Genomic DNA, 26,080 nt, shown 5'->3' with positions numbered 1-26,080 from the left:
GCCGGTCCGAACTCTGGCGGTTGCTCGCCGTCGCGGCGGAATCGTCCCCGGCAAGACCCAGAGCCAGCCCAAACGGGTCCTGACCACCGCGAGTCGCGGTTGTTCCATCACCGCCGGTCCGCACTCTCGTGATTGCTCGCCGTCGCGGCGGAATTCTCCTACCGCCGCGACGGCGAGCAACCGCACGGCGACGATCGGCGTGTCAAGCGAGCCGCAACCCAAAGGGATCCGCATCGGGCTGCGGCGGGCGTCAGCGACTGACTGCCCCCGCGCGAAGCGCCGCCGCGCGGGACCTAGTTCGGGGCGTGGCCGTCGGTGGGGACTGCGCCCAGGGTGGCCAGGCGCTGTTGGAGGGCGCTCAGGGCGTCGGGCTGGCGGCCGACCACCCGGCGGCGCAACCTGACCAGGTCCGGGGCGAGTTGCCGGGCCCGGGCCGGGTCCGTTATGCGCGACCAGCAGTGGTGCGCGCGGTCGACCGCCTTGATCACGTCCTCGCTCTCGGTGTCCTGGCCACCCGTAAGCCGGGCGCTCGCGGCGGTCAGCCACAACTCGCAGGCGCGCCCGGTGTCCTGGGCCAGCATGGCCAGGTCGGCGCGGACCTCGACCCAGTGGACCGCCTCCGCGGAGGAGGGTCCCGCGGCCCGTAGTGCGGCCTGTTCCCACGCCGCCGCGATGGCGGCGGCCTCGGTGTGGCGACCGGCGCGGGCGGCGTCACGGATGGCGTCGTGCGGGTCGGCCACGGCGGGCGGCCGAGGCTGCCAACGGGCAGGGGCGGCCGGAGGCAGCGGTGGTGGTGACGCTGGCATACCGGACTGCGGCGGCACGAACCGGGGTGCCGCTGGCGGTGCGGCATCGGCGGACGGCGACGGGTCGGGGGGCGACGGGACGGGGGGCGGCGCGTCGAAGGATGACAGCGGGACAGGGGCGGGCACGGCCGGTGGGGGCGTGTCCAGCGTCGTCGGACGGCTGTCGGCCCGTTGCGCGGCAGGGGCGCTGGGGACGTCCAGATGGGCTGACGCTGCCGCGGGCGGTGCCGGTTCATCCGGCTCGGGCGAGATGGGCGGCGCGTCGGCGTTTTCCGGCACCGCGGGTTCGCCGTCAACGGGTTGAGGCGTCGGGGGCTCGCTGTCAGTGGCCTGGAGCGGGGCGGCTATGGAAGCCCTGGGTTGCGGTGCGGCGAGCGCCGCCGGCCAGGTACCGGACTGCGGCGCTCCACCGCCGCGCGGCGTCTCGGGCTGGGACGGCACGCCCCCGGGTACGACCAGTTGGGCCGCCGACGGCGTGCGCTGCGGCACCACGGCCCCGGCACCGGTGTGCTCGGCGCCGACGGACTGACCGGCGCCGTAGGGCTGTTGCGGCACCGGATGGGCGGCCCATCCCTGCGGCTCCCGTTCCGCCACCCGCGGTGCCGACGCGAAGTCCGGTGCTCCGAACAGCAGTTGGCGCCCGCCCGTTGCCCCGGCGGCCGCGACGGCCTCCTGGTGCAACCGCGCCATGGGCGGACGTGCCGTGGCGGCCCGCAGCAGATCGGCGAGGGCCCGGCTGTAGGAACAGGCCACGATCTCGCGCTTGGGCGGCGGCGGTGCCAGCACTCCGTAGAGCGTCAGACCGGCGGTCAACTGCTCCGGCCGGCCGGATATCTGCCGCCACGCCGTCTCGTCGGCGACGAGATCGCACACCACCGCCGTGGTGCCGGGCGGGCGTTGCTGGAACGCGACGGCGAGCCAGTGCCACGGGAGCGCGGTGTAGCGCACCGTGTCCGCCGTGGTCCGGCCGAGGACCAGATGCGGCAGGCGCTGCTTGCGGTCGATGGTGACCTGTCCGCACACATAGACCAGCAGCGGACCCGGCACGGCCGCCGCGGTGCGCAGATGGGTGGTCACGGTGTTGGCGTCCACCGGGTCCACCAACTGCACGACGCTGCCGCCGGATTGGCTGCCGGTGAGGACGTGTGGCGGGACGGCCGCGAGCAGCGGCAGCGCCGAGGCGGTGTCCAACACGCGGTGTCTGCCGGGAGGTGCGGAGGTCAGCAGCAGCGCACAACCGTGTTCCCCGTGGTCTGCCGCCCCGTTGATCGCCATGTCAGCACAGTATCGGCCTGTCGGCTGGAGCCCTGCCACTGTCCCGGGAGTCACAGTCGGACGTTGCATCATATGCAACCCCCGTTGCACGTCTTGTCACTTGCTGTGATCAGGGCCACTGTGTCCCTGGCAGGTCTCCGCTTCGGGCTTCGACAGGCGGGAGAGCGGCATGGGTGTCCTCAGCGGGCGGTGGGACCGCCGGCGGTTCCTCGCCGCGACGGCGGCCGGGGCGGCGACGGCCGGCCTGCCCTCCGGGCCGCACGACGCGTCCCGCCCGCTGTACCTCGGCACGTACACCACGGGCGCCGGGGCCGGAACCGGTATCGGCCTCGCCGCGTACGACACGCGCACCGGCGGCATCACCGGCATCGCGACGCTACCGCTGGACAACCCCTCGTTCCTGGCCCTGTCCCCCACCGGCCGCACGCTGTACGCGGTCAACGAGCAGCCGAACGGCAGCGTGACCGCCCTCGCCTCGGGACCGACGGGACGCTGCGGGTGCTCAACGCGCGGTCCACCGGCGGCGACGGCCCCACCCATCTGTCCGTCCACCCCGGCGGCCGCCACCTGCTGAGCGCCAACTACGACTCCGGCAGTGTGGCCGTCCACCCCATCGAGCCGGACGGCTCACTCGGCGAGCGCACCGACCTGGTCCACCACTCATGGCCCCCGCCGGGCCCCGGGCAGGACGGCCCGCACGCCCACCAGATCATCACCAGCCCGGACGGCGGCCATGTACTCGCCGTCGACCTCGGCAACGACACGGTCTACACGTACCGCCTCGATCAGCGGAGCGGCACGCTGGGCCAGGTCGGCTACGCGTCGCTGCGGCCCGGCGCCGGGCCGCGCCACCTCGCCTTCCACCCCGGCGGCGGCTTCGCCTACCTCGCCAACGAGGTCGACGACACGATCGTGGTGTGCCGCTACCACCGCCGTACCGGCCGGCTGACCCCCGGAACACCGCAGGCCACCGGGAGCGGCACCGGTCGCAACTATCCGGCCGAGGTGCTGGTGACCGCGGACGGCCCGGTCGCGTACCTCGCCAACCGGGGGCACAACACGATCACCCGCTATGCGGTCGAATCGGGCGGCGCCGCCCTGCGGCTGCTGGACAGCGTGCCGGTCGGCGGTGACTTCCCGCGCCATATCGCCGTCGACCCGGCGCGACGGCTGCTGTTCGCCGCCAACCAGAAATCGGCCTCGGTCACCGTCTTCCGCGTGCACCGGCGCACCGGCCGACTGTCCGCCGCCCAACCGCCGTTCACGGCCCCGGTACCCGTGTGCGTGCTGCCGGTGTGAGGTCCTAGACTCGGCCTCCCAAACCAGCGCGCTAACGCGAACGGGGAGTTGGTTGTCCATGAGCGGGGAGTGGTCCCAGTCAGCGGCCCTGCCCCCGGTGGCGGCGGCCAGAACCGCTGCGGCGCGACGCAGCGGCACCTGGTCCTCGGCCGTGTCGACCGGCGAGTTCGCGGCGATCCGCTCGGTGGGCTTCGAACCGGTGGGCCAGGTGATGGGCTCGGCCGTCTACCAGGTGTCACGCAGCGGGCCCTTCTGGGGCTACTACGACTGCGGGTACCAGTACGCGGGCTTCTCGGGCCGGATGTCGTACCCGGCGCAGGTCGCCGTCTCCGGCCAGGGAGCCGCGTCGCGGGCGCTGGTCGACGTGCTGATGGCCGCCCGGCACAAGGCGCTGGCCCGGATGTCCGCCGAGTGCGAGGCGCTGGGCGGGGACGGCGTGGTCGCCGCCGATCTGACCATCGCGCCGTTCCCGGCGTCGTCGAACTGCCTGGAGTTCCAGGTGATCGGTACCGCGGTGCGGGCGCAGGGGCCGGTTCGCCCGAAGCGCCCGTTCACCACGCATCTGGACGGACAGGGCTTCGCCAAGCTGATCTCGGCGGGCTGGGTGCCGGTCGAACTGTTGATCGGCCTGTCGATCGGTGTACGTCACAACGACTGGACCACGCGGCGGCAGAACTGGTTCGGTGCGGGCAACCAGGAGGTCACCGGCTGGTCCGACCTGGTGGGCGCCACCCGGCACGACGCCAGGGCCCAGCTGTACGGCCAGGCCGCCGGCGCCGGAGCGGGCGGTGTGGTGCTGGGCAGCAGTGACCTGCGGGTCTGGGGTGAGCGCTGCATCCGGGCGCGGAACCGCAACAGCGAGTCCGACGCCGAGGACCATGCCGCGGAGGCCACGCTGGTCGGCACGGCGGTGGCCGCCTTCCAGGTGCGCCAGGCGCCGCCCCGCACCCTGAGCGTCATGCCGCTGGACTCCAAGCGGAAGCGGCTGCGCAAGCGCATCGCCCGCGAACTGGACTCGTACGGCAGCGATCCGACCGAGGTGCGCCGGATGCTGGCCGAGCTGTCGGAACTGGACGGTACGGAATGATCGACTGGCAGCAGCGCGACCGTACCGCCCATCACCAAGCAACGAGGGGAACCCGATCATGACCGCCATCGACCCCACCGCCCAGGGCGTACCAGCCGACGCGATGCGACGGCTGGCCGAGCTGCAGCCGGGCAAGCCGGGCGGGATCTTCACCAGCGACCTGTCGGTCAACGAGTTCCTGCTGGTGCGCGAGGCGGGCTTCCGGCCCATCGGCCTGGTGCTGGGCAGCTCGATCTACCACGTCGGGATCCAGCTGGGCCGCTGGGGCAAGAACCAGGAGCTGACCACGCTCAGCCAGGCCATGTACCACGCCCGTGAGCTGGCGATGACGCGGATGGAGGCGGAGGCGGCGCAGCTCGGCGCGGACGGCATCGTAGGGGTGCGGCTGTCGGTAGAGGCGCGTGAATTCGGCAACGACATCGCGGAGTTCATCGCGATCGGCACCGCGGTCAAGGCGGACGCCCCGGCACCGGGCGGCGACGGCAGCTGGCGCAACGTCAAGGGTCAGCCGTTCACCTCCGACCTGAGCGGCCAGGACTTCTGGACGCTGATCCGTGCCGGGTACGCGCCGCTCGGCATGGTGATGGGCACCTGCGTCTACCACATCGCGCATCAGAAGATGGGTTCGGTCTTCTCCAACATCGGCAAGAACGTGGAGATCGAGCCGTTCACCCAGGCGCTGTACGACGCGCGTGAGCTGGCGATGGAGCGGATGCAGAACGAGGCGGAGGAGCTGCACGCGGAGGGCATCGTCGGTGTCCAGCTCAACTCGCACAACCACCGCTGGGGCGGCCACACCACGGAGTTCTTCGCGATCGGTACCGCGGTACGGCCGCTGCGCGAGGACCATGTCATCGAGCGGCCGACGATGGTGCTCAGCCTGGACGGCTGACCGCCCCTGGGGGCGGGTCGCGGCGTTCGCCGCTTAGGCCGCGGCGCCCCCGGGAAGTACCGTAGAACGCACTCCAGACAAGGCTCTCGATGACCTCCAACGACCCGATGCCGTACGAACCGGGCGGTGCGCCCGACTCCGTGGACCTGCTGGCCGCCGCGCTGCGCCAGGACGCCGCCGATCTGGAGGTGTACGCACAGGTGCTCACCGGCACGCTGGCGGACGCGCTGCCGCCCGGCTCGGTCGCGATCGAACGCAAGCGCGGTATGGCGGACCGGCTGGCGGGCCGTGAGGGCCGGGTGGAGCGGTTGGACGTCTCGCTGGGCGAGCAGCGGCTGGTGCTGAACCTGTCGGGCGGACGTCCGACGGGTGAGGTGTGCAAGGAGGTGCGCGGCGTGGTTCTCTCCCGTCGCCCGGTCGCGCTCGACGAGTGGGTGCAGGCGCTGGCGAGCGCCATCGCGGCGCGCGCGGAGTCGGACGCCAGGGCGCGGGCGGCCCTGGAGAAGTTGATCCTCGGCCGCTGACTCCTCCGGTGTGGTCGAGGATCCGCCGGAAGACGGTGCGTCGCGGCCGAACAGTCGATGCCCGCGCGCCGCGGGTCCGCCGATCATGGCAACGGCCGCCGCCCACGCCTACGCGCACTGCGCGAGCCGCCCGGCCCATCACCCCAAGCGCGTGCTGTACGACCTCAGCATGACGATCGCTATCGGCGTCATCACGCTCGACGCCGCCACAAAATAGCCCGGAAATAACCCGAAATTCGCCCAGCGGTGCCCTGTGTTCCGAGCAGGAGGGTGGAATGAGCTATGAGACAGACGCCACTTTGCCGCCCCATGGTTGCCGCACAGATCCCACACAGAAGACGCCCGGTTTGGCCAGGCACAGAGCGGTGTCACCCTTTCGTGTGATTGGTAAAGTCGAGGGTTGGTGCGGAACGCGGTTCGGCAATGGGGGCGCACCGGCGAGCGGTTTTCGAGGGATCTGAGAGGCGTCATCCATGAGCAATGCTGTCAGTGCCGCGCCGCGTGCCGATGCAGGCACCGGGCCGGGGGCCGGAGGGCAGCAGTCACGGCGGTCGGGCAGGCAGTCCACCGCCCTGACGCGACGCAGCGCGGCGGTACCGATCTGGTACCTGCGGCTGGTGGGCGTACTGAACCTGCTGACCGCGGTGTCGTTCGCGTTCCGCGAGCGTGTGCAGGAACACAACACGGGTGAGCTGTTCACGCCGTTCATGCTGTTCGCCGGGTTCGGTTCGGCCGCGGCCGCGCTGTTCATGGCGATGATGCTGGGGCGCCGCAAGCGGATGGCGTGGATCGTGTTCATGCTGCTCTGCGGCGGGTACGCGGCGCTGACGGCGTGGTGGCTGGTGACGTGGGGGGAGTTCCGCGACCATCCGTTCAACTGGATCTCCTTCGCGGTCACCTGCCTGGTGCTGCTCTTCGCGCTCATCTCGCACCGTGAGTTCTATGCCAAGGGCGACCGTACGAATCCGCAGCTCGCCCTCGCGGTGCTCGGCGTCGGTGCGCTGATCTCGGTCTTCGTCGGCGCGACCCTTGTGACGGCGGTGGGCTCCGACGAGGCCAGCATCGGCGACCGTGTGTGGTACGTGGCGCTGCGGCTGACCACGCTCACCAACGACAAGGACTTCGGCACCCTGCATGTGGCCCGCTGGGTCAGCGCGGGTATCAACCTGACCGGCCTGGCGCTGCTGCTCGCGGTGCTGTACGCGCTCTTCCGCTCGCCGCGCGGACGCGAGCTGCTCGACCGGGACGACGAGGACCGGCTGCGGGCCCTGCTGGACAAGCACGGCTCCCGTGACTCGCTGGGGTACTTCGCACTGCGCCGCGACAAGTCGGTGATCTTCTCGCCGACCGGCAAGGCGGCGGTGACCTACCGGGTGATCGGCGGAGTGTCGCTGGCGTCCGCGGACCCGATCGGTGATGTGGAGGCCTGGCCGGGCGCGATCGACGCCTGGCTGGCCGAGGCCCGGGAGCACGCCTGGATCCCGGCGGTGACCGGTGCCAGCGAGGAGGCGGGCAACGTCTACGCCCGGCACGGCCTGGACGCGCTGGAGATGGGCGACGAGGCGATCGTCGACACCAGCGAGTTCACCCTTGACGGCCGCGCGATGCGCGGCGTACGGCAGGCATACAACCGGGTGAGGCGCGCGGGTTACACCACCCGCATCCGTCGGCACGCCGACATCCCTGCCGACGAGATGGCCCAACTGCTGGACGCGGCCGACCGCTGGCGCGACGGGCAGACCGAGCGCGGCTTCTCCATGGCGCTCAACCGGCTGGGGGACCCCGCCGACGGTCAGTGCGTGATGGTCGAGTGCGTTGACGGGGAAGGGCAGTTGCGGGCGCTGCTGAGCTTCGTGCCGTGGGGGCCGAAGGGCCTGTCCCTGGACCTGATGCGCCGGGACCGCGAGTCCGAGAACGGTCTGGTGGAGTTCATGGTGCTGGAGCTGATCCAGAAGGCCGCCGAGGTGGCCGTGGAGCGGATCTCGCTGAACTTCGCGATGTTCCGCTCGGTCTTCGAGGAGGGCGCCCGGCTCGGCGCCGGGCCGATCCTGCGGATGTGGCGGTCGGCGTTGCTGTTCTTCTCGCGCTGGTGGCAGTTGGAGTCGCTGTACCGCTCGAACGCCAAGTACCGTCCGATCTGGGAGCCGCGCTTCCTGTTGTTCGAGAAGACCTCGCAGCTGCCGCGGATCGGCATCGCCAACGCCCGCGCCGAGGGCTTCATCACCACGCCCGCACCGCTGGCCCGGCTGCGCCGGGACAGCTGAACCCGCACCGCGAACACCGCGGCCCCGCAGCTTCTCGCTGCGGGGCCGCGGTGTTTTCGCGTTCGTGGTTATGCCCCGCGCACAACCCAGGTGCCCTTTTTCAGCCGACTCGGCACAACGGGAGGAGTTGGCCTGTTCGACATTCGTACAGGTGGGCGAGGTGTCAACTGTCGTTACGTACCGCGCCATTCCGGTATGAGCCGACACCGAACGACAGCCCCGAACGGGCTCCGAGCAGCACTTTCGCCACAATGAGCCATCATCTGATCGCATCCGGTGACCAGAAGTGTTCGTTCGATGTGCGTCTCGTGGAGGTTTCGGCAAGACTCCCGTCCGCTATCTGCACCCCCAAGACAAGGAGTGTTCGGAATGCGGTACACCAAGAGGACCATGGGGCTCGTGGCGGCCCTCGCCCTGAGCCTGACCGGGATCGGGGCCACCGCCGCGCAGGCCGCCGCCGGCAAACCGGCGACGCAGGCGCCCTCGGCCCTGGTGCTCACCATCGCCAACGGCACCAACCCGAACACCGCCACCGTAGAGCGCGCGGCAACCCTCCGCTGTTCGCCGTCGGTTGGCGGCGACCACCCGGACTCGTACCAGGCCTGCGCCGAACTCGGCGCCGTGGGCGGCAACTTCGCCGAGCTGAGCACCAACGCCCCGCACGCGATATGCCCGATGATCTGGAACCCGGTGACGGTCACCGCACAGGGTGTCTGGGGCGGCCAGCGCATCTCGTACGCGCACACGTACCCGAACGAGTGCGTCATGAAGGCCAACAACGCGTACGTCTTCAGCTTCTGAGCGCGCTGAAGCCGCCGCTCAGCTGAATCGATTCAGGTGCCGGCCCCCCGCGGTTCGCGGGGGACCGGCACCTTTGTCATGGCGCCAGCGCGCCGGGTCAGCCGACCGCCGCGCGCCGGGCGGGTACCGGGTGCAGCGCCGCGTACTCCAGCGGGGCGGACGGGTCCACCGAGACGTCGAGGGGCGCCGCGGGCGCGCCCGAGCGGACCAGCAGGTCACCGACGGCGGCGATCATCGCACCGTTGTCCGTGCACAACCGCGGCGGTGGCACACGCAGTTCGATGCCGGCGGCGGCGCAGCGCTCGGCGGCCAGCGCCCGCACCCGGGAGTTGGCCGCCACCCCGCCGACCACCACCAGGGTGCGCACCCCGTACTCCCGGCAGGCGGCGACCGCCTTGGCGGTCAGTACGTCGGCCACCGCCTCCTGGAGCGAGGCCGCGGCGTCGCCCACCTCGATCGCGCCGCCGCGGGCCTGCGCATGGCGGGCGACGGCGGTCTTCAAGCCGGAGAAGGAGAAGGCGTACCGCTGGTCACCAGGGCCGCTCAGCGGCCTGGGGAAGGCGATGGCCCGCGGATCGCCCGCCCGCGCCGCCCGGTCGATGGCCGGTCCGCCCGGGTAGGGCAGTCCCAGCAGCCGGGCGGCCTTGTCGAAGCACTCCCCCGCCGCGTCGTCCAACGTGTCGCCGAGGTGCGCGATCGGGTCGCGGGCCAAGTCCCGTACCAGCAGCAGGGAGGTGTGGCCGCCGGAGACGATCAGCACCATGCAGGGATCGGGCAGCGGCCCGTGCTCCAGGGTGTCGGCGGCGACATGCCCGGCGAGGTGGTGCACTCCGTAGAGCGGCACGCCCAGCGTGTAGGCGTAGGACTTGGCCGCCGCCAGGCCGACGTGCAGGGCGCCGGACAGGCCGGGACCGGTCGTCACCGCGACCGCGCCGATGTCATCGAGCCCGAGTCCGGCGTCGGCCAGCGCGGCCCGTACCACCGGGCCCATGGCGTGCACGTGCGCGCGGGAGGCGATCTCGGGCACCACGCCCCCGTACCGGGCGTGTTCGTCCATGCTCGACGCCACCGCGTGGCCCAGCAGCCGCCCGTCCCGCACCAGACCGGCTCCGGTCTCATCGCAGGACGACTCGATTCCGAGCACGATCGGCGAACCGCCCACCCCGCACCCCCTTCTGGTTCCACCTGTAAGACGCAGTTGCAAATGATATGCAATAAAGCTCCCTGACGCCTTCCGCGTCCGCCGGGTCAGTAGAGTTCGGATTCCGTTTCCGCCCCTGACCACCGAGGTGACCAGTGAGTCCCGCCCGATCCGCCAGCGACAACGGCGCCGCACCGGTCACGGTCGTGGGGCTCGGCGCCGACGGCTGGGACGGTCTGCCACCGGCCGCCCGGGAGGCGCTGCGCACCGCCGAGGTGCTGATCGGCGGGCCACGGCAGCTCGCTCTGCTGCCGTCGCAGTGCGCCGGCGAGCGGGTGGCGTGGCCGTCCCCGCTGCGTCCCGCCGTTCCGGGGCTGCTGGCCGAGTACGCCGAGCGCCGGGTGTGCGTGCTGGCCAGCGGCGATCCGATGTTCTTCGGCATCGGCCGGACACTGACCGAAGTGGCGGGCGCCGAGCGGCTGCGGGTGCTGCCGCACCCCTCGTCGGTCAGCTACGCCTGCGCGCGACTGGGCTGGCCGCTGGACGAGACGGACGTGGTCAGCCTGGTGGGACGGCCGGTGGCGTCGCTGGCCGCCGCGCTGCACGCCCGACGTCGGCTGCTGGTGCTCAGCGCGGGCGCCGGGACCCCCGCCGAGGTCGCGGCGCTGCTGCGCGACCGGGGATACGGGCCGAGCCGCATACGGGTGCTGGAACAACTCGGCGGTGAGCGGGAACGCCGGATCAGCGGCGCCGCCGACACCTGGTCGCATCCCGCGGGCGACCCGCTCAACGTGATCGCCATCGAGTGCGCGGCGGCCGAGGGCACACCGCGTCTGCCGAACACCCCCGGCCTGCCGGACGAAGCCTTCGAGCACGACGGGCAGTTGACCAAGCGCCAGGTACGGGCGGTGACGCTCGCCGCGCTCGCCCCCACCCCCGGTGAACTGCTCTGGGACATCGGCGCGGGCTCCGGCAGCGTCGGCATCGAGTGGATGCGCACCCACCGCACCTGCCGAGCGGTAGCCGTGGAACGCGACCCCGTACGGGCCGAGCGGGTGGTGCGCAACGCGGAGCGGCTCGGCGTGCCGGGGCTGCGGGTGGTCACCGGACACGCACCGGACGCGCTCGCCGAACTCCCCATGCCGGACGCCGTGTTCATCGGCGGCGGCGCCACCGTGCCGGGGCTGCTGGAGGCCTGCTGGGAAGCGCTGCCGGCGGGCGGCCGTCTGGTGGCGAACACCGTGACGCTGGAGTCCGAGGCACTGCTGGCCGACTGGTATCGGCGGTACGGGGGCGAGTTGGTGCGCATCGGGGTCTCGCACGCGGTCCCGGTCGGCGGCTTCACCGGGTGGCGGCAGGCCATGCCGGTCACGCAGTGGGTGGCGGCGAAGCGCACCTGACGGCGGCTCGATCCGGTGGCCGGCATCCCGGTTACTCCGTTCGAGTGAACCGTAGCCTTCAGAGAAACCGCAGGTCACAGCGGTCTTACCGGCGTCGATAACGGTTGCCAGTGCAGTCTTTGGATCTTTCGCCGATTCGCGGTCTACTGCCTTGGACCGGGTACGACGAGATGCTCGATCGGGGACGTCCACTGCTGAAGGGATCGGGGATGGGCAACGAGGCGGAGCAGCAGCACGGACACGATCACGGCGGGCACGGCCATGACCATGGGCACGGCGGGCACTCGCACGGTGTGGCGGCCGACGCCGATCGCCGCTGGCTGACCATCGCGCTCTGCCTGATCGTGGGCTTCATGGCGGTCGAGGTGGTCGTCGGCCTGTTCGCCCAATCACTCGCGCTGCTGTCGGACGCCGCGCACATGCTCACCGACGCCGCCTCGATCGTGCTCGCGCTGGTGGCGATGCGGCTCGCCGCACGTCCGGCACGTGGCGGTTTCACCTACGGGCTGAAGCGCGCGGAGATCCTCTCGGCACAGGCCAACGGCATCACCCTGCTGGTGCTGTCGCTGTGGCTGGCGTACGAGGCGGCCTGGCGGCTGATCTCGCCGCCCGCGGTGACCGGCTCCCTGGTGCTGGTGACGGCACTGGCCGGGATCGTGGTCAATGTGATCGCGGCCTGGTGCATCTCCAAGGCCAACCGCACCTCGCTCAACGTGGAGGGCGCCTTCCAGCACATCCTCACCGATCTGTACGGGTTCCTCGCCACCGCCGTCGCCGGACTGGTCGTCCTGCTCACCGGTTTCGCCCGCGCGGACGCCATCGCCTCGCTCGTCGTGGTGGCGCTGATGCTGAAGGCCGGGTCGGGCCTGGTGCGCGAGTCCGGTCGGATCTTCCTGGAGGCCGCGCCCGCGGGAGTGGACCCGGACGCGATCGGCGACCGGCTGGTCGCCCACTCGTCGGTGGTCGAGGTGCACGATCTGCACGTCTGGCAGATCACCTCCGGTCAGCCCGCGCTGTCCGCGCACATCCTGGTGGAACCGACCGGGGACTGCCATGCGGTGCAACGGGACCTGGTGGAACTGCTGCGCCACGACTACGACATCACCCACACCACGCTCCAGGTCGACCACGCCCCCGAAGAACTGCTGGCGGTCACCCACCGAGGCGCCGAGGAGGACAACGGCCACTGCGCGGACGCGCACGGCCCGGTGCACCGCGAGGGCCCGCACCCGCACTGACGGATTCCGGGCCGCCGCCCCCTGTCGTCCAAGCCGGTGGGCATCGGGGTGTTGCCGTCCGCAACCCGCGGCGGCGTCGCCGGGCCGTGATTCGCTGAGTGCCACGGCGACGGAGGTGAGGCGGTGGCGGGCGCGGGCGGGTTTCCGTCGCGGGGTGTCTGGCGCCGTCCCGGGCTGCGCTGGGTGGATGTGCTGGTGGGGGCGGCGCTGGTGGCGCTGCTGTACGGGCTGCTGAAGCTGGCGCCGTCGCTCAACGCGCCCTTCCTGCCCGGCCAGGCACCGACGACGGTGTCGACCGACCCGGCCAACCTGCCGTTCTACGCGGTGCGCTCGCTGCTGCGGATGTTCATCGCGCTGGTCCTCTCGGTGCTGTTCACCTTCGCCTACGCAACGGCCGCGGCCCGGGCGCGCAGGGCCGAGAAGGTGCTGCTTCCGGTGCTGGACATCCTGCAGTCGGTGCCGGTGCTGGGCTTTCTGTCCGTCGTCGTGACGGCGTTCATCAACTTCTTCCCGGGCTCCACGCTGGGTCTGGAGTGCGCCTCCATCTTCGCGATCTTCACATCGATGGCGTGGAACATGACGTTCGCCTTCTACCACTCGCTGATGAGCCAGCCGCGCGAGCTGGACGAGGCGGCGCGGGTGATGCGGCTGACCAAGTGGCAGCGGTTCTGGCGGCTCGATGTGCCCAGCGGCATGATCCCGCTGGTGTGGAACGGGATGATGAGCTTCGGCGGCGCCTGGTTCTTCCTGGCCGCCTCGGAGACCATCAGCGTCCTCAACCACCAGTACGCGCTGCCGGGCATCGGCAGTTACGCGGCCACCGCGATCGGCAAGGGCGACCTTCGCGAGGTGGGCATCGCCATCGGTGTGATGGTGGTGATGGTGATCGGCGTGAACGTGCTGTTCTGGCGGCCGATGGTGGCGTGGTCGGAGCGGTTCCGGGTCGAGGAGTCGGAGGCGGCGGAGCGGCCCCGCAGCGTCGTACTGGATCTGCTGCGCCGCTCCTCGCTGCCGGACCTGATGGCGCGTCCGCTGCGGTCGGCGGGCCGGGCGCTGGACGAGGCCGCGCGGCCGTTCGGGCTCGCCGAGCACCCGCTGACCAGGCCGGACGGACGGGAGCGCACCGGCGATGTGTTCTTCGCCGGTGCGCTCGCGGTGGCGGTCCTCTACGGCGCGTGGAAGGCGCTGGGCTATGTCCGCGGTTCGGTGGGGCTCGGTGAGTTCGGGCACGCCTTCGCGCTGGGCGCGGCGACGTTCGGACGGGTGGCGCTGCTGCTGGTGGTCGCGACGGTGGTGTGGGTGCCGATCGGGGTGTGGATCGGTATGAACCCCAAGGTCACCAGATTCGCCCAGCCGGTGGTGCAGGTACTCGCCAGCTTCCCGGCGAACTTCCTCTTCCCGTTCGCCACGGCCGCGTTCGTGGCGCTGGGCATCTCGCTGAACGCGGGCAGCGTTCTGCTGATGGCGCTGGGCGCGCAGTGGTACATCCTGTTCAACGTCATCGCGGGCGCCTCGGCGATCCCCTCCGACCTGCGTGAGGCGATGACCTGCTTCCACATCGGCGGACGGCTGCGCTGGCGCTGCTTCATCCTGCCCGCGGTCTTCCCGTACTACGTGACGGGCGGGATCACCGCGGCGGGCGGCGCCTGGAACGCCTCGATCGTCGCGGAGGTCGTCAACTTCGGCGGGCACCATCTGACCGCGACGGGACTGGGCGCGTACATCGCGAAGGCGACCGGTACCGGCGACTTCCCCAAGATCCTGGTGGGGGTCACGGTGATGAGCGTCTACGTCGTCGCGCTGAACCGACTGCTGTGGCGCCGCCTCTACCGCCTGGCCGAGACCCGCTACGCGTTGTGACCCGGAGCTGCCGATGACGACCACCACGTCCCGTACCCCCGACGCCGGGCCGACGATCGTCCAGGCCGAAGCGGTGACCAAGACGTTCACCACGCCCGACGGGCGGGAGCTTCCGGTGCTCGACGCGATCAGCCTGCAGGTCGGGGAGGGCGAGATCGTGGCACTGCTCGGCAAGTCGGGTTCCGGCAAGTCCACGCTGCTGCGGTGCCTCGCCGGGCTGATCGCGCCGTCGGCGGGCACCGTCTCGTACCGCGGCACGCCGCTGACCGCGACCAACCCCGGGGTCGCGATGGTCTTCCAGTCCTTCGCGCTGCTGCCGTGGTTGACCGTCCAGCAGAACGTGGAGTTGAGCCTGCAGGCCCGTGGTGTCCCGGAGGACCTGCGACGGGAGCGGGCACTGAAGGCGATCGACCTGATCGGTCTCGACGGTTTCGAGGGCGCGTATCCCAAGGAGCTGTCCGGCGGCATGCGGCAGCGCGTCGGCGTCGCGCGGGCGCTGGTGGTCGAGCCGGACGCGTTGTTCATGGACGAGCCGTTCTCCGCGCTGGACGTGCTGACCGCGGAGAACCTCCGGCGGGAGATCGTCGGCCTGTGGGAGGGCCATGAGGCGCCGGTGCGCTCGATGCTGCTGGTCACCCACAACATCGAGGAGGCGGTGCTGCTCGCCGACCGGATCCTGGTGCTGTCCTCCAACCCAGGGCGTATCAAGGCCGAGTTGACGGTCGGGCTGCCCAGGCCGCGCGACCGGCGCTCCCCGCAGTTCGAGGCGCTGGTCGACACGGTGTACGGGATCCTCACCGGCCGGGAGGAAGCCGCGGAGGCGGCGGCCGCCGCCGCGCAGGTGCCCGCGGTGGCGGCCGCGGCGCCGCGGCCCACCGCCACACCGTTGGCCGTGCCGCTGCCCGAGGTCAGTGTGGGCGGGCTGGCCGGGCTGCTGGAGATCCTGGCGGCGCGCGGCGGCGAGGACGGTCTGGCGGAGATCTCCGACGAGCTCAGCTTCGAGATCGACGATCTGCTGCCGCTGGTGGACGCCGCCGTTCTGCTGGGCCTGGCCCGCACCCAGGGGCCACGGATCACCCTGACCGAGCAGGGCAGGGAGTTCGCCGCCGCCGACATCCTCACCAGCAAGCAGCTGTTCGCACGGTACGCGGCGCAGCGCGCACCACTGGTTCGCGCCATCATCCAGGCTCTGGCCGCGACCGAGGGGCACAAGCTGCGCGAGGGCTTCTTCCTCGACCTGCTGCGCCGGAGGTTCACCGGTGACGAGGCCCACCGCCAGCTGGACATCGCGATCGACTGGGGCCGCTACGGCGAGCTGTTCGACTACGACGCCGACGACGGCGTGCTCAGCCTGGAACCGGGCGCGGAGGCGGCGTTGTGAACGCCGGTGGCGGCGGGAACGTGCCCGCCGCCACCGAGGGACCTCACTGGCCCAGCGCGACCTCGACGATCTTGATGACCACGAGGACCATCGCCAGCAGCAGGTAGGTGCGCAGCGCACCCATGCCGATCTTGCGACCGGTGGACATGACCGGCTTGGTCAGCGTCTCCAGCGCCGGCATCCGCCACTCGTCGCGTCCGCTGCGGTCGATGCCCGCTCCGGCGCGTGCCCAGCCCTTGCGGCGGCGGCGCACCTCCGCATAGCCGATGGCGACGACCCCGACCACGCCGCAGCCGGCCATGATGTTCATGATCGCGTTGGCGGAGATGTCCGGGAACAGCACCGACGCGGTCAAGATGATCGAGAGCGTGACCAGGACTCCGACCACGGCCGAGGTGAAGGCGTTGGTCTTGGCTCCGTTGACCCAGGGCCCGAGGACGGCCTTGTCGTTGCACAGCAGGAGCAGGAAGACCGAGGCGGACGGCAGCAGCACACCGGCCAGGGTCTGCACGCCCTCGGTCAGCAGACCGAGCGGGGAGCCGGGGATCAGCACGATGGCGGCCGCGGCGCCGACCAGACCGGCGTACACGGCGTAGAAGCCCTTGGCGCCCTTGACCCCGCGGTGCAGCGAGTGCTTCATGCCGAACACGTCGCCGATGGCGTAGGCGGTGGACAGCGACACGGCGAAGGCGCCGATGATCGATGCGTCCAGCAGCGCGATCGCGAACAGCACCCCGGCCAGCTTGCCCGCGTGCGCCTCCAGACCGGTGGCGATCCCGCCCGCGTCGGAGAAGTTGCCGAAGCCCTTGGTCCCGGCGAACGCGGCGGCGGTGAAGCCCATCATCGCGGCGGCGCCGATGACCACGACCGCGATGCCGATACACAGGTCGGCCTTCTCGTACTTCATGAACCGCGGCGTGATGCGCTTGTCGATGACGTACGACTGCTGGAAGAACAACTGCCACGGCGCGACGGTGGTACCGACGATGCCGATGATCAGCAGCATGACGGTCGCCAGCTCACCGGAACCGCCGGGCATGGTGGGCACCACGAAGTCGTGCGCCATCTGCGAGGTGGCCGGGTGGACGATGAAGTAGATCGGCACCAGCAGCAGCGACGCCGCACACAGGATGATCGCGATCCGCTCGAAGCGGCGGAACGAGCCGGTGAACGCCGAGGCGACGATGATCGCGGCGGCCAGCACCACCGAGGCGGCCTTCGGCAGACCGAGGTATCCGGCGGCCAGGGTGATGCCGATGAACTCGGTCACCAGCGTCAACGCGTTGAGCAGGAAAAGGTCGATGACGGAGAACGCGCCCCAGAACTTCCCGAACCGCTCCAGGATCAGCCGGGCGTGCCCGACCCCGGTGACCGCGCCGAGGCGCAGCACCATCTCCTGGTTGACGTACAGGACGGGTATGAGCAGCAGCAGGGTCCACAGCAGCTTCGTGCCGTAGTTCTGCCCGGCCTGCCCGTAGGTGGCGAACGCACCGGCGTCGTTGTCACCGACCATGACGATCAGGCCGGGCCCGACGATGGCCAGCAGGGTCTTCAGCTTCGCCGACAGACCCAGCCGCGGTGCGGTGTCGTCCAGTCGGATGGTGCCCAGCGCACCGCGGATGTCACCGACATGCGCGTCGTCCAGGACGGCGGTCGAGCGCTGCGCCGCGATCGCGGCGGGCGGCGTTGCGGTGGTCAGGTTGGTCATGACGGGCCTCCCAGGCCCCCTCGACGGGGGCATCGCTAGGGGGGCACGCAGCAGCAATCCCCCCTGCGAGCGCACGCCGGAGCGCGGCCAAACGGCATGGGCCGTACGGGACCGCGATCAGTGGTGCTGTAGTGCGCGCAGGGAAGGTGGTTACCGCGTGCCGGAGGTCAACGAGGACAAGCGGATGCGGGGCCGACTATGGCCCGGACTACTGCTACTGCAATCCATTTCTCTCGCCTCCTCCCGGCCGGGGCGCATCGCGCCAAACGGACTCGGCAAGGAGCGGACCAACCCGAAAACGGCCGGTTCACCCCAACTCGTCAGAGCTTTGGCACTCCACGGCGTGTCCCGCCCAGAGCGGGAAGCCACTTGGGGTCACCCCTTAACTCGGGGAGACCTGTCCTGATCCGGAGCGTCTCTCGACGGGTGGGATCAGTGGCCTGTGTCCGTGCAGACGCCTCACCGAACGAGGTGCCTCTTGCAACTTCGTTTGAAGTCTAGCCTGCTTCTTGCACATCGGCGCAACTACTTGACCGAACCTTGACTCCGGCCCGCGAGTATGTCTAGTCGGCGGGCCCAGGGCGGACCGGGCCGGTCGACAGAACGCGGTCCGGGACTCACCACCAGGAGTGCCCACCACGGGTGTGTGGCCTATGCCACGATCGGCAGCGCGACAAGCCGAACGCCTGTCAACACCCTTACCAGGGAGCCCTCTTGGACATCATTCAGGACCCCTCCGACACCACCGGCTCCGCGCTCTCACGGCGCGGCTTCTTACACGCGGCGGCCGGCGCCGCGGCCGCCGGGGCGGTGCTCGGCCTGCCGGGAGAAGCCGCGGCCACCAGCACTGCCGGGCGCACCACGCTGTCCTTCAGCTCCGCCACCAACGGCTCGGCCACCCTCTCCCCCGTCGGCGACCGGCTGGTCGCCGAGGTGCAGAACGTGCTGTGGTCGCTGCCGCCCACCGGCGGCCGCGCCGTGCGGCTCAGCACCCCGGATCTGGAGCCCACCCGCCCGGTCTTCTCCCCCGATGGGAAACTGCTGGCCGTCTGCGCCTACCGGGGCGGCGGCTTCCACATCTGGACGCTGCGTCCCGACGGCTCGGGGCTGAAGCAGCGCACCGACGGCCCCTGGGACGACCGCGGACCGTCCTGGTCACCGGACGGCACCCGGATCGCCTTCGCCTCGGAGCGCGACGGCGACCCGGTCGCGGGCAGCCCGTACCGGATCTGGCTGCTTGAGGTGGCGACCGGACGGCTGACCCGGATCACCGGTCTCGCGGGCCAGCAGGGTCCGCTGCAGGACGGCCCCTGGGAGGACTTCGACCCCACCTGGTCGGCGGACGGCCAACACCTGCTGTTCGTCCGCGCCCAGCCGGTGGCGTCCACCGGTCCGGGCGGCACCGTGCTCGACGCCCGGACGATCGCCTCCGTCCGGGCCGACGGCACCGGGCCGGTCACGGTCGCGCACACCGATCCGACCCCGGGCGTCCAGGTGATGGTGCCCGCCGTCTCGCCGGACGGACGGCTCGCCTATCTGCGCACCACCGCCGCGCCCGCCGCCTCCTGCACGCTGGTGGTCGACGGCGCGCCGGTGCCGATCGACGGGGATGTGGCGCCCGCACCGCCGCGCTGGACCTCCCGGGACGAGTTGCTGCTCACCGTCGACGGGCAGTTCCAGTTCGTCCGGCCGCGGCAGCCGGGCGACGCCCGGCGGATCCCGTTCGCCGCCACGCTGTCGCTGGACCGCCCGCGCTACCGCGTCAAGAAGTACGACCTGGACGGCTCCGGCGTTCGGCCGGTACGCGGGGTGCATCTGCCCGCGCTGTCCCCCGACGGGCGGCAGGTGGCCTTCGCGGCGCTCAACTCGCTGTGGATCGGCGGCACTTCGGGCGGTGCCCCGCGGCGGATCGTGCACGCCGACCCCACCCGGTACGTCCTCGGCCCGGTCTGGGCGCGAGACGGGCGGTCACTGCTGTACGCGGACGACCGGGACGGGCTGTACGCGGTGCGCCGCCACGACCTCGCCTCCGGGACGGAGACCGTGCTCGCCTCCGGTGGCCGGGTGCACCCCGCACTGTCGCCCGACGGCACCCGGCTGGCCTGCGTGGACATGTCGGGCAACCTCGTCGTCCGCGATGTCGTCCGCGATCCGGCCACGGGAGCGGAACGCGTCCTGACGGCGGCACTGGGCGGCGGGGGCCTGCCGGGCAGACCCAGTTGGTCTCCCGACGGCCGGTATCTGGCGTTCTGCGACCGCAACCGGCTCAACCAGCGGTTCCGCGAGGGCTACAACCTGATCCGCGTCGTCGACACCACGGACGGCACCGCCCGGTTGCACGCTGTCGCACCGCATGTCTCGATCTCCGACCGCTACGACTCCGGCCCGGTCTGGTCGCCGGACGGCCGGTGGATGGCGGTGATCTGCGAGTCCGCGCTGTGGCTGCTGCCGGTGGGGCCGGACGGCACGCCCGACGGTGCCCCGCGGCAGCTCACCGACGAGCCCGCCGACCATCCGTCGTGGTCCGGGGACTCACGCACCCTGCTGTACCTGTCGGCGGGTGCGCTGCGGATGATCGACGCCGACTCGGGCGCTGCCCGTACGGTCCGCGTTCCGCTCACCTACCGTCGCCCGGCGCCCGCTGACACCGTCGTACACGCCGGGCAGCTGTGGGACGGCACCGGCGAGCACGTCCGGCACGATGTGGACGTCGTGCTGCGCGACGGGCGGATAGCCGCCGTCGAACCGCATCGCGCGGGGCGGCCCGCCCAGCGCCGCGTCGACGCCTCCTCGCGCACCGTCACGCCCGGACTGTGGGATTCACACACGCATCCCTGGCAGTCGACCTACGGCGGACGGCAGACCGCCGCACAGCTCGCCTACGGGATCACCACGGCCGTCTCGCTGGGTGGTTTCGCCTACGAGCAGGCGCGGATCCGGGAGGCGGTCGCGGCGGGCGTGTTGGCCGGGCCCCGGCTGCTGGCGACCGGCGAGTTGCTGGACGGCGCGCGTGTCGCCTACAGCATGGGCAGGGCGCATCGCACCCCTGAGGGGCTGCAGCGTTCGCTGGCCCGCGGGGCGGCGCTGGACTGGGACTTCGTCAAGACGTATGTCCGGGCGCCGGGTTGGGTGATGGAGACGGCCGCGCGCTTCGCGCACGAACGGCTCGGGGTACGCAGCGGCAGCCATCTGTGCACCCCCGGCATTCAGCTCGGCCAGGACCTGACGGCACATCTGCACGCCACCCAGCGACTGGAGTTCGGCCATGACACGACCGCCACCGGCCACTCCTACGAGGACGTGCTGGAGCTGTACACGGCGGCGGACTTCCGGATGATCGCCACACCGTTCACCGCGGCGCCGCTGGTGGGCGCGGAACCGGCGCTCGCGTCGGACCCGCGGGTCACGGCGCTGATGCCGCCGTGGGACACCGCGGTGGTCCGCCAGCTCGCCGCCCAGCCGCCGACGGCGGCTCAACTGGCCGCCCTGGAGACGGAGGTCGGCGTGTACCGCCGGGTGCTGTCCGGCGGCGGGCTGGTGGCGATGGGCACGGACTCCCCGCTGGTGCCGGTGGGTCTCCATCTGCACATGGGGCTGCGCGCGCTGCGCCGCTTCGGTCTGTCGGCCGCGCAGACGCTGCGCACCGCGACCGTCGTTCCGGCGCAGGTCTTCGGCGTGGACAAGGAGTTGGGCACCGTCGAGGAGGGCAAGCTCGCGGACCTGACCGTGGTGGACGGCGACCCGTTCACCGACTTCGACTCGCTGGTACGGACTGTGTCGGTGCTGCGTGGTGGAGTTCCCGTCGAGCAGGCCGAGTTGGTGGGCGCCTTCCCGGCACCCGAGCACGGCGGGGCCCACCCGGCGGCGGCATCGGACGCCGAGTGGCTGGCCGTCGGGCGGCAACTGCGCCGGGACTGCTGCTGTGATGTAGCGGTCTGACCGGTCCGACGGAACCCCTCACCGCCAGTTAAGTAGCCTGACCAGCCGGTTCCTTAATTGGACTGGTGCATGGCGTTGCCTGCATGGCAAAATGCCAAGCGTGCAGTTAAGTGGCTTAACTGGCGGTGAGACATCGGAAGGGAAGTGAAGATGGCAGCCGGGGGTGACACACCGCCCAAGACCACGTGCGGCCCGCTGGCCGAACGGCTCAACTACCTGTTCGCGCACATGCATCCGCCCGGCGCCCCGTACACCAACGCCCATGTGGCTGCCGAGATCAGCCAGGGCACCGAGGAGTACGGCGGAGTCAGCCTCACCGAGCAGTACCTGTCCATGCTGCGCAACGGCAAGCGCGCCAACCCCAGCCCCGATGTGCTGCGCGCGGTGGCCAAGTTCTTCGGCGTGCCGGTCGGCTATCTGCTGGGCGATCTGTCCGCGTCCCAGGCCCAGCGCGTGGAGGAGGAGGTCCGGTTCCTCGTCGCCATGCGCGACCAGCGGGTCCGCGCCATCGCGCTGCGCGCCGTGGGGCTGCCGCCCGATGTGCAGGACTGCCTCACCACGATCATCGGCCAGTTCCGCCGGGAGATGAACCTGCCCTCCGACCCGCCCGGCGTCCAGGACTCCTGACGGCGCCCAGGCCTCCAGCCGTGCTCACACGGCCCCATATCGAGGTGGCCCCGGACGGGGGTCAGGGCCACCTGCACCGCAGGGGCGGCGCCGGGCAGCTACTGTCCGGCGCCGCCCCTGGCCCGGCCCGGCGACGGGCTGCGGCGCCGCAGGAGTGGCGGGGCGCCCTTCGGTGCGGACGCATGGCCTGAATTCGCTCCCCATCGCCTGGTGGGCGACAAAGCGAACAAGATTTTGATGCATAACCACTCCTCGATGCGGTAAAAAGATCCATGTGCCTGCCCGGTGTGCATCCCCCGTCGCACCGGGCAGGCCTTCTGCTGTGTACGGCCTGTGACCGTTCAGCCGCCTCCTGGCCGCGCGGAGCGGTACGCGCGCCCTCGCCGTGGCGAGCCCGGTGAACCCAGCGGTCAATGCCCCGGCGCACAACGGCAGATGGGCCACGCAGGCCGTGCACCCCGTACTCGGCTCCCCCCGGTCCGTCGCGGTCGGCTCCCGACGGCGCACAGACCCCGCAGACGCACGCCTCCGTCATGGCGGTCCGGCCCGCCCCGGTCTCCGCCGCCGACCGGTCCGGCGCCCCGAGCGGCCCGCGGCGTCCGATCCCGCGCTGCCGGACCCCGCGTTTCCCGGTGGGCCTTTCGGCCAATCCTCGCTGGTCGGCTCCGCTCTTGATCGGGACCGCGAGCAGGCGGGACGGGAAGGCTCCGCGGGATAATGACTCATGACTGCCGGGCGAGTCGGGCAGGAGGAAGTCATGGCCGACGTCGTGGTCGCCCAGCCGCAATTGCCGCCGGTGCGCCTGTCGGCCCGTGCGCGTGCGCTGGTCGGCGCCGCATACCTGCTGGTCGGGGCCGCGATCGTGGTGGATCTGCTCACCGGACCGGGTTCGACGTTCTCGCCGGTCCTGGCGGCGGTTCCGGTGCTGGCGGCGATCGGCACGCGCAGGACGGCGATCCCCCTGCTGGCCGGCTTGGTCAGCGTCCTGGGCGTCGCCTTCCTGGGCATGGCCAACAGCGGCGTGTCCATGGTGGTGCACGCCACCGCCGCCGCCACCGTGCTGGCGGTGACCTTCATCAGCACCGCCTCCGTGGCCCTGGTCGCCGCTCGGGAACGCGAACTCGCCCAGGTGCGCAGCGTGGCCGCCGCCGCCCAGCAGGCACTGCTACGGCCGGTCCCCCGGCGCCTCGGGGCGCTGCGGATCGCCGTGCGCTATGTGGCCGCCGCTGCCGAGGCCCGGATCGGCGGAGATCTGTACGAGGTGCTGTCCACGCCGTACGGGGCGCGGATGCTGCTCGGCGATGTGCGGGGCAAGGGGCTGGCCGCGGTGGAGGCGGCGGTCGATGTCCTGGGGGTGTTCCGGGACGCCGCGCAGACCGAGGGGGATCTGTCGGCGGTGGCGAGCCGACTGGACGGAGCGCTCGCCCGGCGGCCCGGCAGCGAGGAGTTCGTGACCGCGGTGCTGGTCAGCGTCCCCGACCAGGGCCCGACCTCGGTCCTCAACTGCGGGCATCCGCCGCCGTTGCTGCGGAACGCGGCCGGCGGGACGGAGGAGCTCGATCCGCCCCGCTACGCCCCGCCCCTCGCGCTGCTCTCCATGGTGGGCAGTACCTACACCGCCAGCACCATCGGCTTCGGCCCCGGTGAACTGCTGTTGCTCTACACGGACGGCGTCTCGGAGGCGCGGGACGCGTCGGACCGGTTCTATCCGCTGCTTGAGCGCGTCGCCGGTATGCGGGCGGACGACCCCGAGGCGCTGCTGGACGAGCTGATCGCCGATGTACGGGCCTACACCGGGGGCGGGCTCAACGACGACGCGGCGCTGCTGGCCGTCCGCTACGACGCGCCCGCCACGGCCGGCGGATCACTGGTCTGACGGTGGTGGGGGCCAGCGGTCGCCGCCCTCCCAGACCACCTGGTCGGGATCGTCGAGGTCCAGCCCCCAGTCCCTGGCCAGTCGCTCCAGCTCGGCTCGGGTGTGCACCTGCCGGTAGCTCTCGTTCGGGAACATGACCAGCCGGTAGGGGCTGTGGCCGTCCCAGGCGTAGACGACGTACGGATACCGGCTCATGCCCTCATGGTGGACCGGCGGCCGGGCGGCCGCTACCGCTGCGCCCCCTGGGGCGGGTCGGTGAGACGGCGCAGATCGCGCCGCAGGACGGCGGCGAAGTCGGCCGGGAGCGAGTGGTACCGGGCGGCCGTGTGACCGTCCGGCCTGACCAGCACGGCACCGTCCTTGGCGATGCCGTACAGCTCCGTCCAGTCGGTGCCCGGATCGGCGGATGTCACCTGGTGAACGCGCAGCGGGGGCAGGCCCGATGCGCCGTGCAGCGCCTCGCACGGGCCCAGGGGCGCGGCGTCGGCTGCGAGGACGGTGAACCAGGGGCCGAACAGGTCGGCGACCGGCAGTCGGGCGCCGGAGGCGGGTTCGACCATGGTGTGCGGGGCCCGGTGCCCCGGGCGTCCGGTCGGTACGTACTCGCCGAACGGGTCGTCGCCGCGCGGCGGCGGTGTGCCGTCCGGCAGTACCGCGGTGGAGTCGTAGTGGTAGCCGAAGACCAGGCCCTGGTCGTTGCGGCGCTCCAGCATCCGGCCGTACCAGGCGCTCCAACGGCCCAGCCCTGCCTGGTCGTTGGAGGCGGGTCCGGTGCCCGCGCCCTGGGCGGGATCCGCCGGTCGGGCGGCGCGCATCGTCTCGCGGTCCTCGTCGATGGTCCAGGCCGCCACGGCACGCCGCTCGGGACCGTAGGTCTCGACCAGGGCGGGCCCGCCCCAGCCGCCGACCGCACCGGCGAGCTTCCAGGCGGCGTTGCAGGCGTCCTGCACCCCGAGGTTGAGTCCGATGCCGCTGAACGGGGTGACGACATGGGCGGCGTCACCCACCAGGAGCACCCGCCCCGCACCGAACCGCTCGGCGAGTCGGCTGACCCCGGTCCAGCGCTGCCGGTCGACGACGGTGACGGCGGGACCGCCGGCGCCGATGATCCGGCGCACCGCGTCCGCACACCGGTCGGTGTCATCGGCACCGGGGCGGTAGGGGCCGTCCAGGATCTGGTTGAACAGCCAGCGCCGTCCGCCGTCTCCCGGCATCACATAGCCGTGCACCTCGCCGCTGTCGAGGAAGTAGATGGCGCTGCGGCGGTCTTCAAGCAGCGGGTTGAGCTCCGCTTCGAAGAGGATGTTGAGGTTGTGCGAAGCCTCTTCGGGTTCGCTCATCCGGATCCCGAGCGCATCGCGCACCAGGCTGTGCGCGCCGTCGGCGGCGACGCAGTAGGACGCCCGGGAGCTGAGCGCGGGCCCTGAGCCGACCGGCCGGTATCCCACCTCGACCGAGTCGCCGTGGCGGGTGACGGCGGTCACCTCGACGCCGGTGAGCAGGGTGATGGCGGGGGTGCCGCGAACGGCGGTGCGCAGGACGGGCTCCAGCCGGTCCTGGGTGCAGATGGCCGGCGGGACCGCGCTCGCCTCGGTCTGCCGGGACGCCCTCGACCGGGCCAGGCGGCGGAAGTCCGGATCGGTCAGCGAGCGGCCGAAGTAGTAGTGGCGGCCGGTGACTTCGACGGGCAGCGCCACCGCGCGCACCCGCTCCTCAAGCCCCAGCGAGCGCAGCACCTCCATGCTGCGCGCGGTCAGCGCCCTGGCCCTGGGCAGTGGAGAGGGCGCCGTCCGCCGCTCCAGCACCTTGGTGCGCACTCCCCAACGGGCCAGCAGCAGCGCGGTGATCAGACCGACCGGCCCGCCGCCGACGATCACGACCTGTGTGTCGAGGCCTTCATCGGACACCGTCATGCCCCCACTCCTCGGAATGATCGATACCGTCCTGTCAGGCGCCGCTGGC

Annotated in this window: 18 protein-coding genes, 1 pseudogene and 1 riboswitch; of the genes and pseudogenes, 14 read left to right on the top strand and 5 right to left on the bottom strand. The window is 71.6% G+C overall.

The features are described from left to right. Positions 1-293 precede the first annotated feature (293 nt). Positions 294-2,081, bottom strand: a complete 1,788-nt coding sequence (locus P2L57_RS08480) for a hypothetical protein (protein ID WP_275810809.1) — start codon at positions 2,079-2,081, stop codon at positions 294-296. Positions 2,082-2,250: 169 nt separating this feature from the next. Here P2L57_RS08480 and P2L57_RS08475 point away from each other — a divergent pair. From P2L57_RS08475 to P2L57_RS08445, 7 genes and pseudogenes are all read left to right on the top strand, one after another. After that, a pseudogene (locus P2L57_RS08475) lies at positions 2,251-3,380 on the top strand (lactonase family protein). Positions 3,381-3,438: 58 nt separating this feature from the next. Further along, entirely contained in the window at positions 3,439-4,467 is a 1,029-nt protein-coding gene (locus tag P2L57_RS08470) for a heavy metal-binding domain-containing protein (RefSeq protein WP_275810805.1), read from the top strand. Positions 4,468-4,525: 58 nt separating this feature from the next. Beyond that, a complete protein-coding gene (locus P2L57_RS08465) occupies positions 4,526-5,359 on the top strand; it encodes a heavy metal-binding domain-containing protein (protein ID WP_275810802.1) in 834 nt (277 codons plus the stop codon). An 89-nt stretch (positions 5,360-5,448) separates the two neighbouring features. Beyond that, a complete protein-coding gene (locus tag P2L57_RS08460) occupies positions 5,449-5,883 on the top strand; it encodes a hypothetical protein (RefSeq protein WP_275810799.1) in 435 nt (144 codons plus the stop codon). A 10-nt stretch (positions 5,884-5,893) separates the two neighbouring features. Continuing rightward, on the top strand, positions 5,894-6,100 hold the full coding sequence (locus P2L57_RS08455) for a hypothetical protein (RefSeq protein ID WP_275810797.1): 207 nt from the start codon (positions 5,894-5,896) through the stop codon (positions 6,098-6,100). A 256-nt stretch (positions 6,101-6,356) separates the two neighbouring features. Then, positions 6,357-8,147 (top strand): phosphatidylglycerol lysyltransferase domain-containing protein, encoded by a 1,791-nt coding sequence (locus tag P2L57_RS08450; protein ID WP_275810794.1) that lies wholly within the window; start codon positions 6,357-6,359, stop codon positions 8,145-8,147. Positions 8,148-8,516: 369 nt separating this feature from the next. Continuing rightward, positions 8,517-8,948, top strand: coding sequence for a subtilase-type protease inhibitor (locus tag P2L57_RS08445; RefSeq protein WP_275810791.1), 432 nt, complete (start codon positions 8,517-8,519; stop codon positions 8,946-8,948). A 97-nt stretch (positions 8,949-9,045) separates the two neighbouring features. Here P2L57_RS08445 and tsaD read toward each other — a convergent pair whose 3' ends face one another. Beyond that, positions 9,046-10,110, bottom strand: a complete 1,065-nt coding sequence (tsaD, locus tag P2L57_RS08440) for a tRNA (adenosine(37)-N6)-threonylcarbamoyltransferase complex transferase subunit TsaD (RefSeq protein WP_275810788.1) — start codon at positions 10,108-10,110, stop codon at positions 9,046-9,048. Positions 10,111-10,244: 134 nt separating this feature from the next. On the opposite strand from tsaD, the gene cbiE reads away from it, so the two are divergent. From cbiE to P2L57_RS08420, 4 genes are all read left to right on the top strand, one after another. Beyond that, complete coding sequence (gene cbiE, locus P2L57_RS08435) at positions 10,245-11,489, top strand: precorrin-6y C5,15-methyltransferase (decarboxylating) subunit CbiE (RefSeq protein ID WP_275810785.1); 1,245 nt, start codon at positions 10,245-10,247, stop codon at positions 11,487-11,489. Between the two features lie 209 nt (positions 11,490-11,698). After that, entirely contained in the window at positions 11,699-12,727 is a 1,029-nt protein-coding gene (locus tag P2L57_RS08430) for a cation diffusion facilitator family transporter (RefSeq protein WP_275810782.1), read from the top strand. A gap of 123 nt (positions 12,728-12,850) precedes the next feature. Continuing rightward, positions 12,851-14,587, top strand: coding sequence for an ABC transporter permease (locus P2L57_RS08425; RefSeq protein ID WP_275810779.1), 1,737 nt, complete (start codon positions 12,851-12,853; stop codon positions 14,585-14,587). A gap of 13 nt (positions 14,588-14,600) precedes the next feature. Then, complete coding sequence (locus P2L57_RS08420) at positions 14,601-15,968, top strand: ABC transporter ATP-binding protein (RefSeq protein WP_275810776.1); 1,368 nt, start codon at positions 14,601-14,603, stop codon at positions 15,966-15,968. Positions 15,969-16,011: 43 nt separating this feature from the next. On the opposite strand, the gene P2L57_RS08415 is transcribed toward P2L57_RS08420, so the two are convergent. Continuing rightward, the gene (locus tag P2L57_RS08415) at positions 16,012-17,676 is read right to left on the bottom strand and encodes an NRAMP family divalent metal transporter (protein WP_275810773.1); all 1,665 of its coding nucleotides are present in this window, start codon (positions 17,674-17,676) and stop codon (positions 16,012-16,014) included. 304 nt (positions 17,677-17,980) lie between these two features. Beyond that, positions 17,981-18,154: riboswitch (M-box (ykoK) riboswitch) on the bottom strand. 236 nt (positions 18,155-18,390) lie between these two features. Between P2L57_RS08415 and P2L57_RS08410 the strand changes: the two genes are divergently transcribed. The 3 genes from P2L57_RS08410 (at position 18,391) to P2L57_RS08400 (ending at position 24,118) form a co-directional block, all read left to right on the top strand. Continuing rightward, positions 18,391-21,615: an amidohydrolase family protein gene (locus P2L57_RS08410; protein ID WP_275810770.1), complete on the top strand. Its 3,225-nt coding sequence runs from the start codon at positions 18,391-18,393 to the stop codon at positions 21,613-21,615. Between the two features lie 150 nt (positions 21,616-21,765). Beyond that, positions 21,766-22,242, top strand: a complete 477-nt coding sequence (locus tag P2L57_RS08405; protein WP_275810767.1) for a helix-turn-helix domain-containing protein — start codon at positions 21,766-21,768, stop codon at positions 22,240-22,242. 757 nt (positions 22,243-22,999) lie between these two features. Continuing rightward, a complete protein-coding gene (locus P2L57_RS08400; protein WP_275810764.1) occupies positions 23,000-24,118 on the top strand; it encodes a PP2C family protein-serine/threonine phosphatase in 1,119 nt (372 codons plus the stop codon). Here the strand turns inward: P2L57_RS08400 and P2L57_RS08395 are convergent. Both P2L57_RS08395 and P2L57_RS08390 read right to left on the bottom strand, forming a co-directional pair. Next, positions 24,107-24,313 (bottom strand): hypothetical protein, encoded by a 207-nt coding sequence (locus P2L57_RS08395; RefSeq protein WP_275810760.1) that lies wholly within the window; start codon positions 24,311-24,313, stop codon positions 24,107-24,109. The two genes, P2L57_RS08400 and P2L57_RS08395, sit on opposite strands and share 12 nt — an antisense overlap. Before the next feature lie 32 nt (positions 24,314-24,345). Then, positions 24,346-26,031 (bottom strand): FAD-dependent monooxygenase, encoded by a 1,686-nt coding sequence (locus P2L57_RS08390; protein ID WP_275810757.1) that lies wholly within the window; start codon positions 26,029-26,031, stop codon positions 24,346-24,348. Positions 26,032-26,080: the final 49 nt, after the last annotated feature.

It is taken from the genome of Streptantibioticus ferralitis (assembly GCF_029223525.1).
Classification (GTDB): domain Bacteria; phylum Actinomycetota; class Actinomycetes; order Streptomycetales; family Streptomycetaceae; genus Streptantibioticus_A; species Streptantibioticus_A ferralitis.
This window is presented reverse-complemented; position numbering and strand designations above follow the sequence as displayed.

What these genes read in the sequence shown, in the direction of transcription:
- P2L57_RS08465 (WP_275810802.1), top strand. Translation starts at nt 4,526, where the DNA reads ATGACCGCCATCGACCCCACCGCCCAGGGCGTACCAGCCGACGCGATG.
- P2L57_RS08395 (WP_275810760.1), bottom strand. Translation starts at nt 24,313, where the DNA reads ATGAGCCGGTATCCGTACGTCGTCTACGCCTGGGACGGCCACAGCCCC.
- P2L57_RS08460 (WP_275810799.1), top strand. Translation starts at nt 5,449, where the DNA reads ATGACCTCCAACGACCCGATGCCGTACGAACCGGGCGGTGCGCCCGAC.
- P2L57_RS08420 (WP_275810776.1), top strand. Translation starts at nt 14,601, where the DNA reads ATGACGACCACCACGTCCCGTACCCCCGACGCCGGGCCGACGATCGTC.
- P2L57_RS08400 (WP_275810764.1), top strand. Translation starts at nt 23,000, where the DNA reads ATGGCCGACGTCGTGGTCGCCCAGCCGCAATTGCCGCCGGTGCGCCTG.
- P2L57_RS08445 (WP_275810791.1), top strand. Translation starts at nt 8,517, where the DNA reads ATGCGGTACACCAAGAGGACCATGGGGCTCGTGGCGGCCCTCGCCCTG.
- P2L57_RS08430 (WP_275810782.1), top strand. Translation starts at nt 11,699, where the DNA reads ATGGGCAACGAGGCGGAGCAGCAGCACGGACACGATCACGGCGGGCAC.
- P2L57_RS08450 (WP_275810794.1), top strand. Translation starts at nt 6,357, where the DNA reads ATGAGCAATGCTGTCAGTGCCGCGCCGCGTGCCGATGCAGGCACCGGG.
- P2L57_RS08470 (WP_275810805.1), top strand. Translation starts at nt 3,439, where the DNA reads ATGAGCGGGGAGTGGTCCCAGTCAGCGGCCCTGCCCCCGGTGGCGGCG.
- P2L57_RS08480 (WP_275810809.1), bottom strand. Translation starts at nt 2,081, where the DNA reads ATGGCGATCAACGGGGCGGCAGACCACGGGGAACACGGTTGTGCGCTG.
- P2L57_RS08390 (WP_275810757.1), bottom strand. Translation starts at nt 26,031, where the DNA reads ATGACGGTGTCCGATGAAGGCCTCGACACACAGGTCGTGATCGTCGGC.
- P2L57_RS08415 (WP_275810773.1), bottom strand. Translation starts at nt 17,676, where the DNA reads ATGACCAACCTGACCACCGCAACGCCGCCCGCCGCGATCGCGGCGCAG.
- P2L57_RS08405 (WP_275810767.1), top strand. Translation starts at nt 21,766, where the DNA reads ATGGCAGCCGGGGGTGACACACCGCCCAAGACCACGTGCGGCCCGCTG.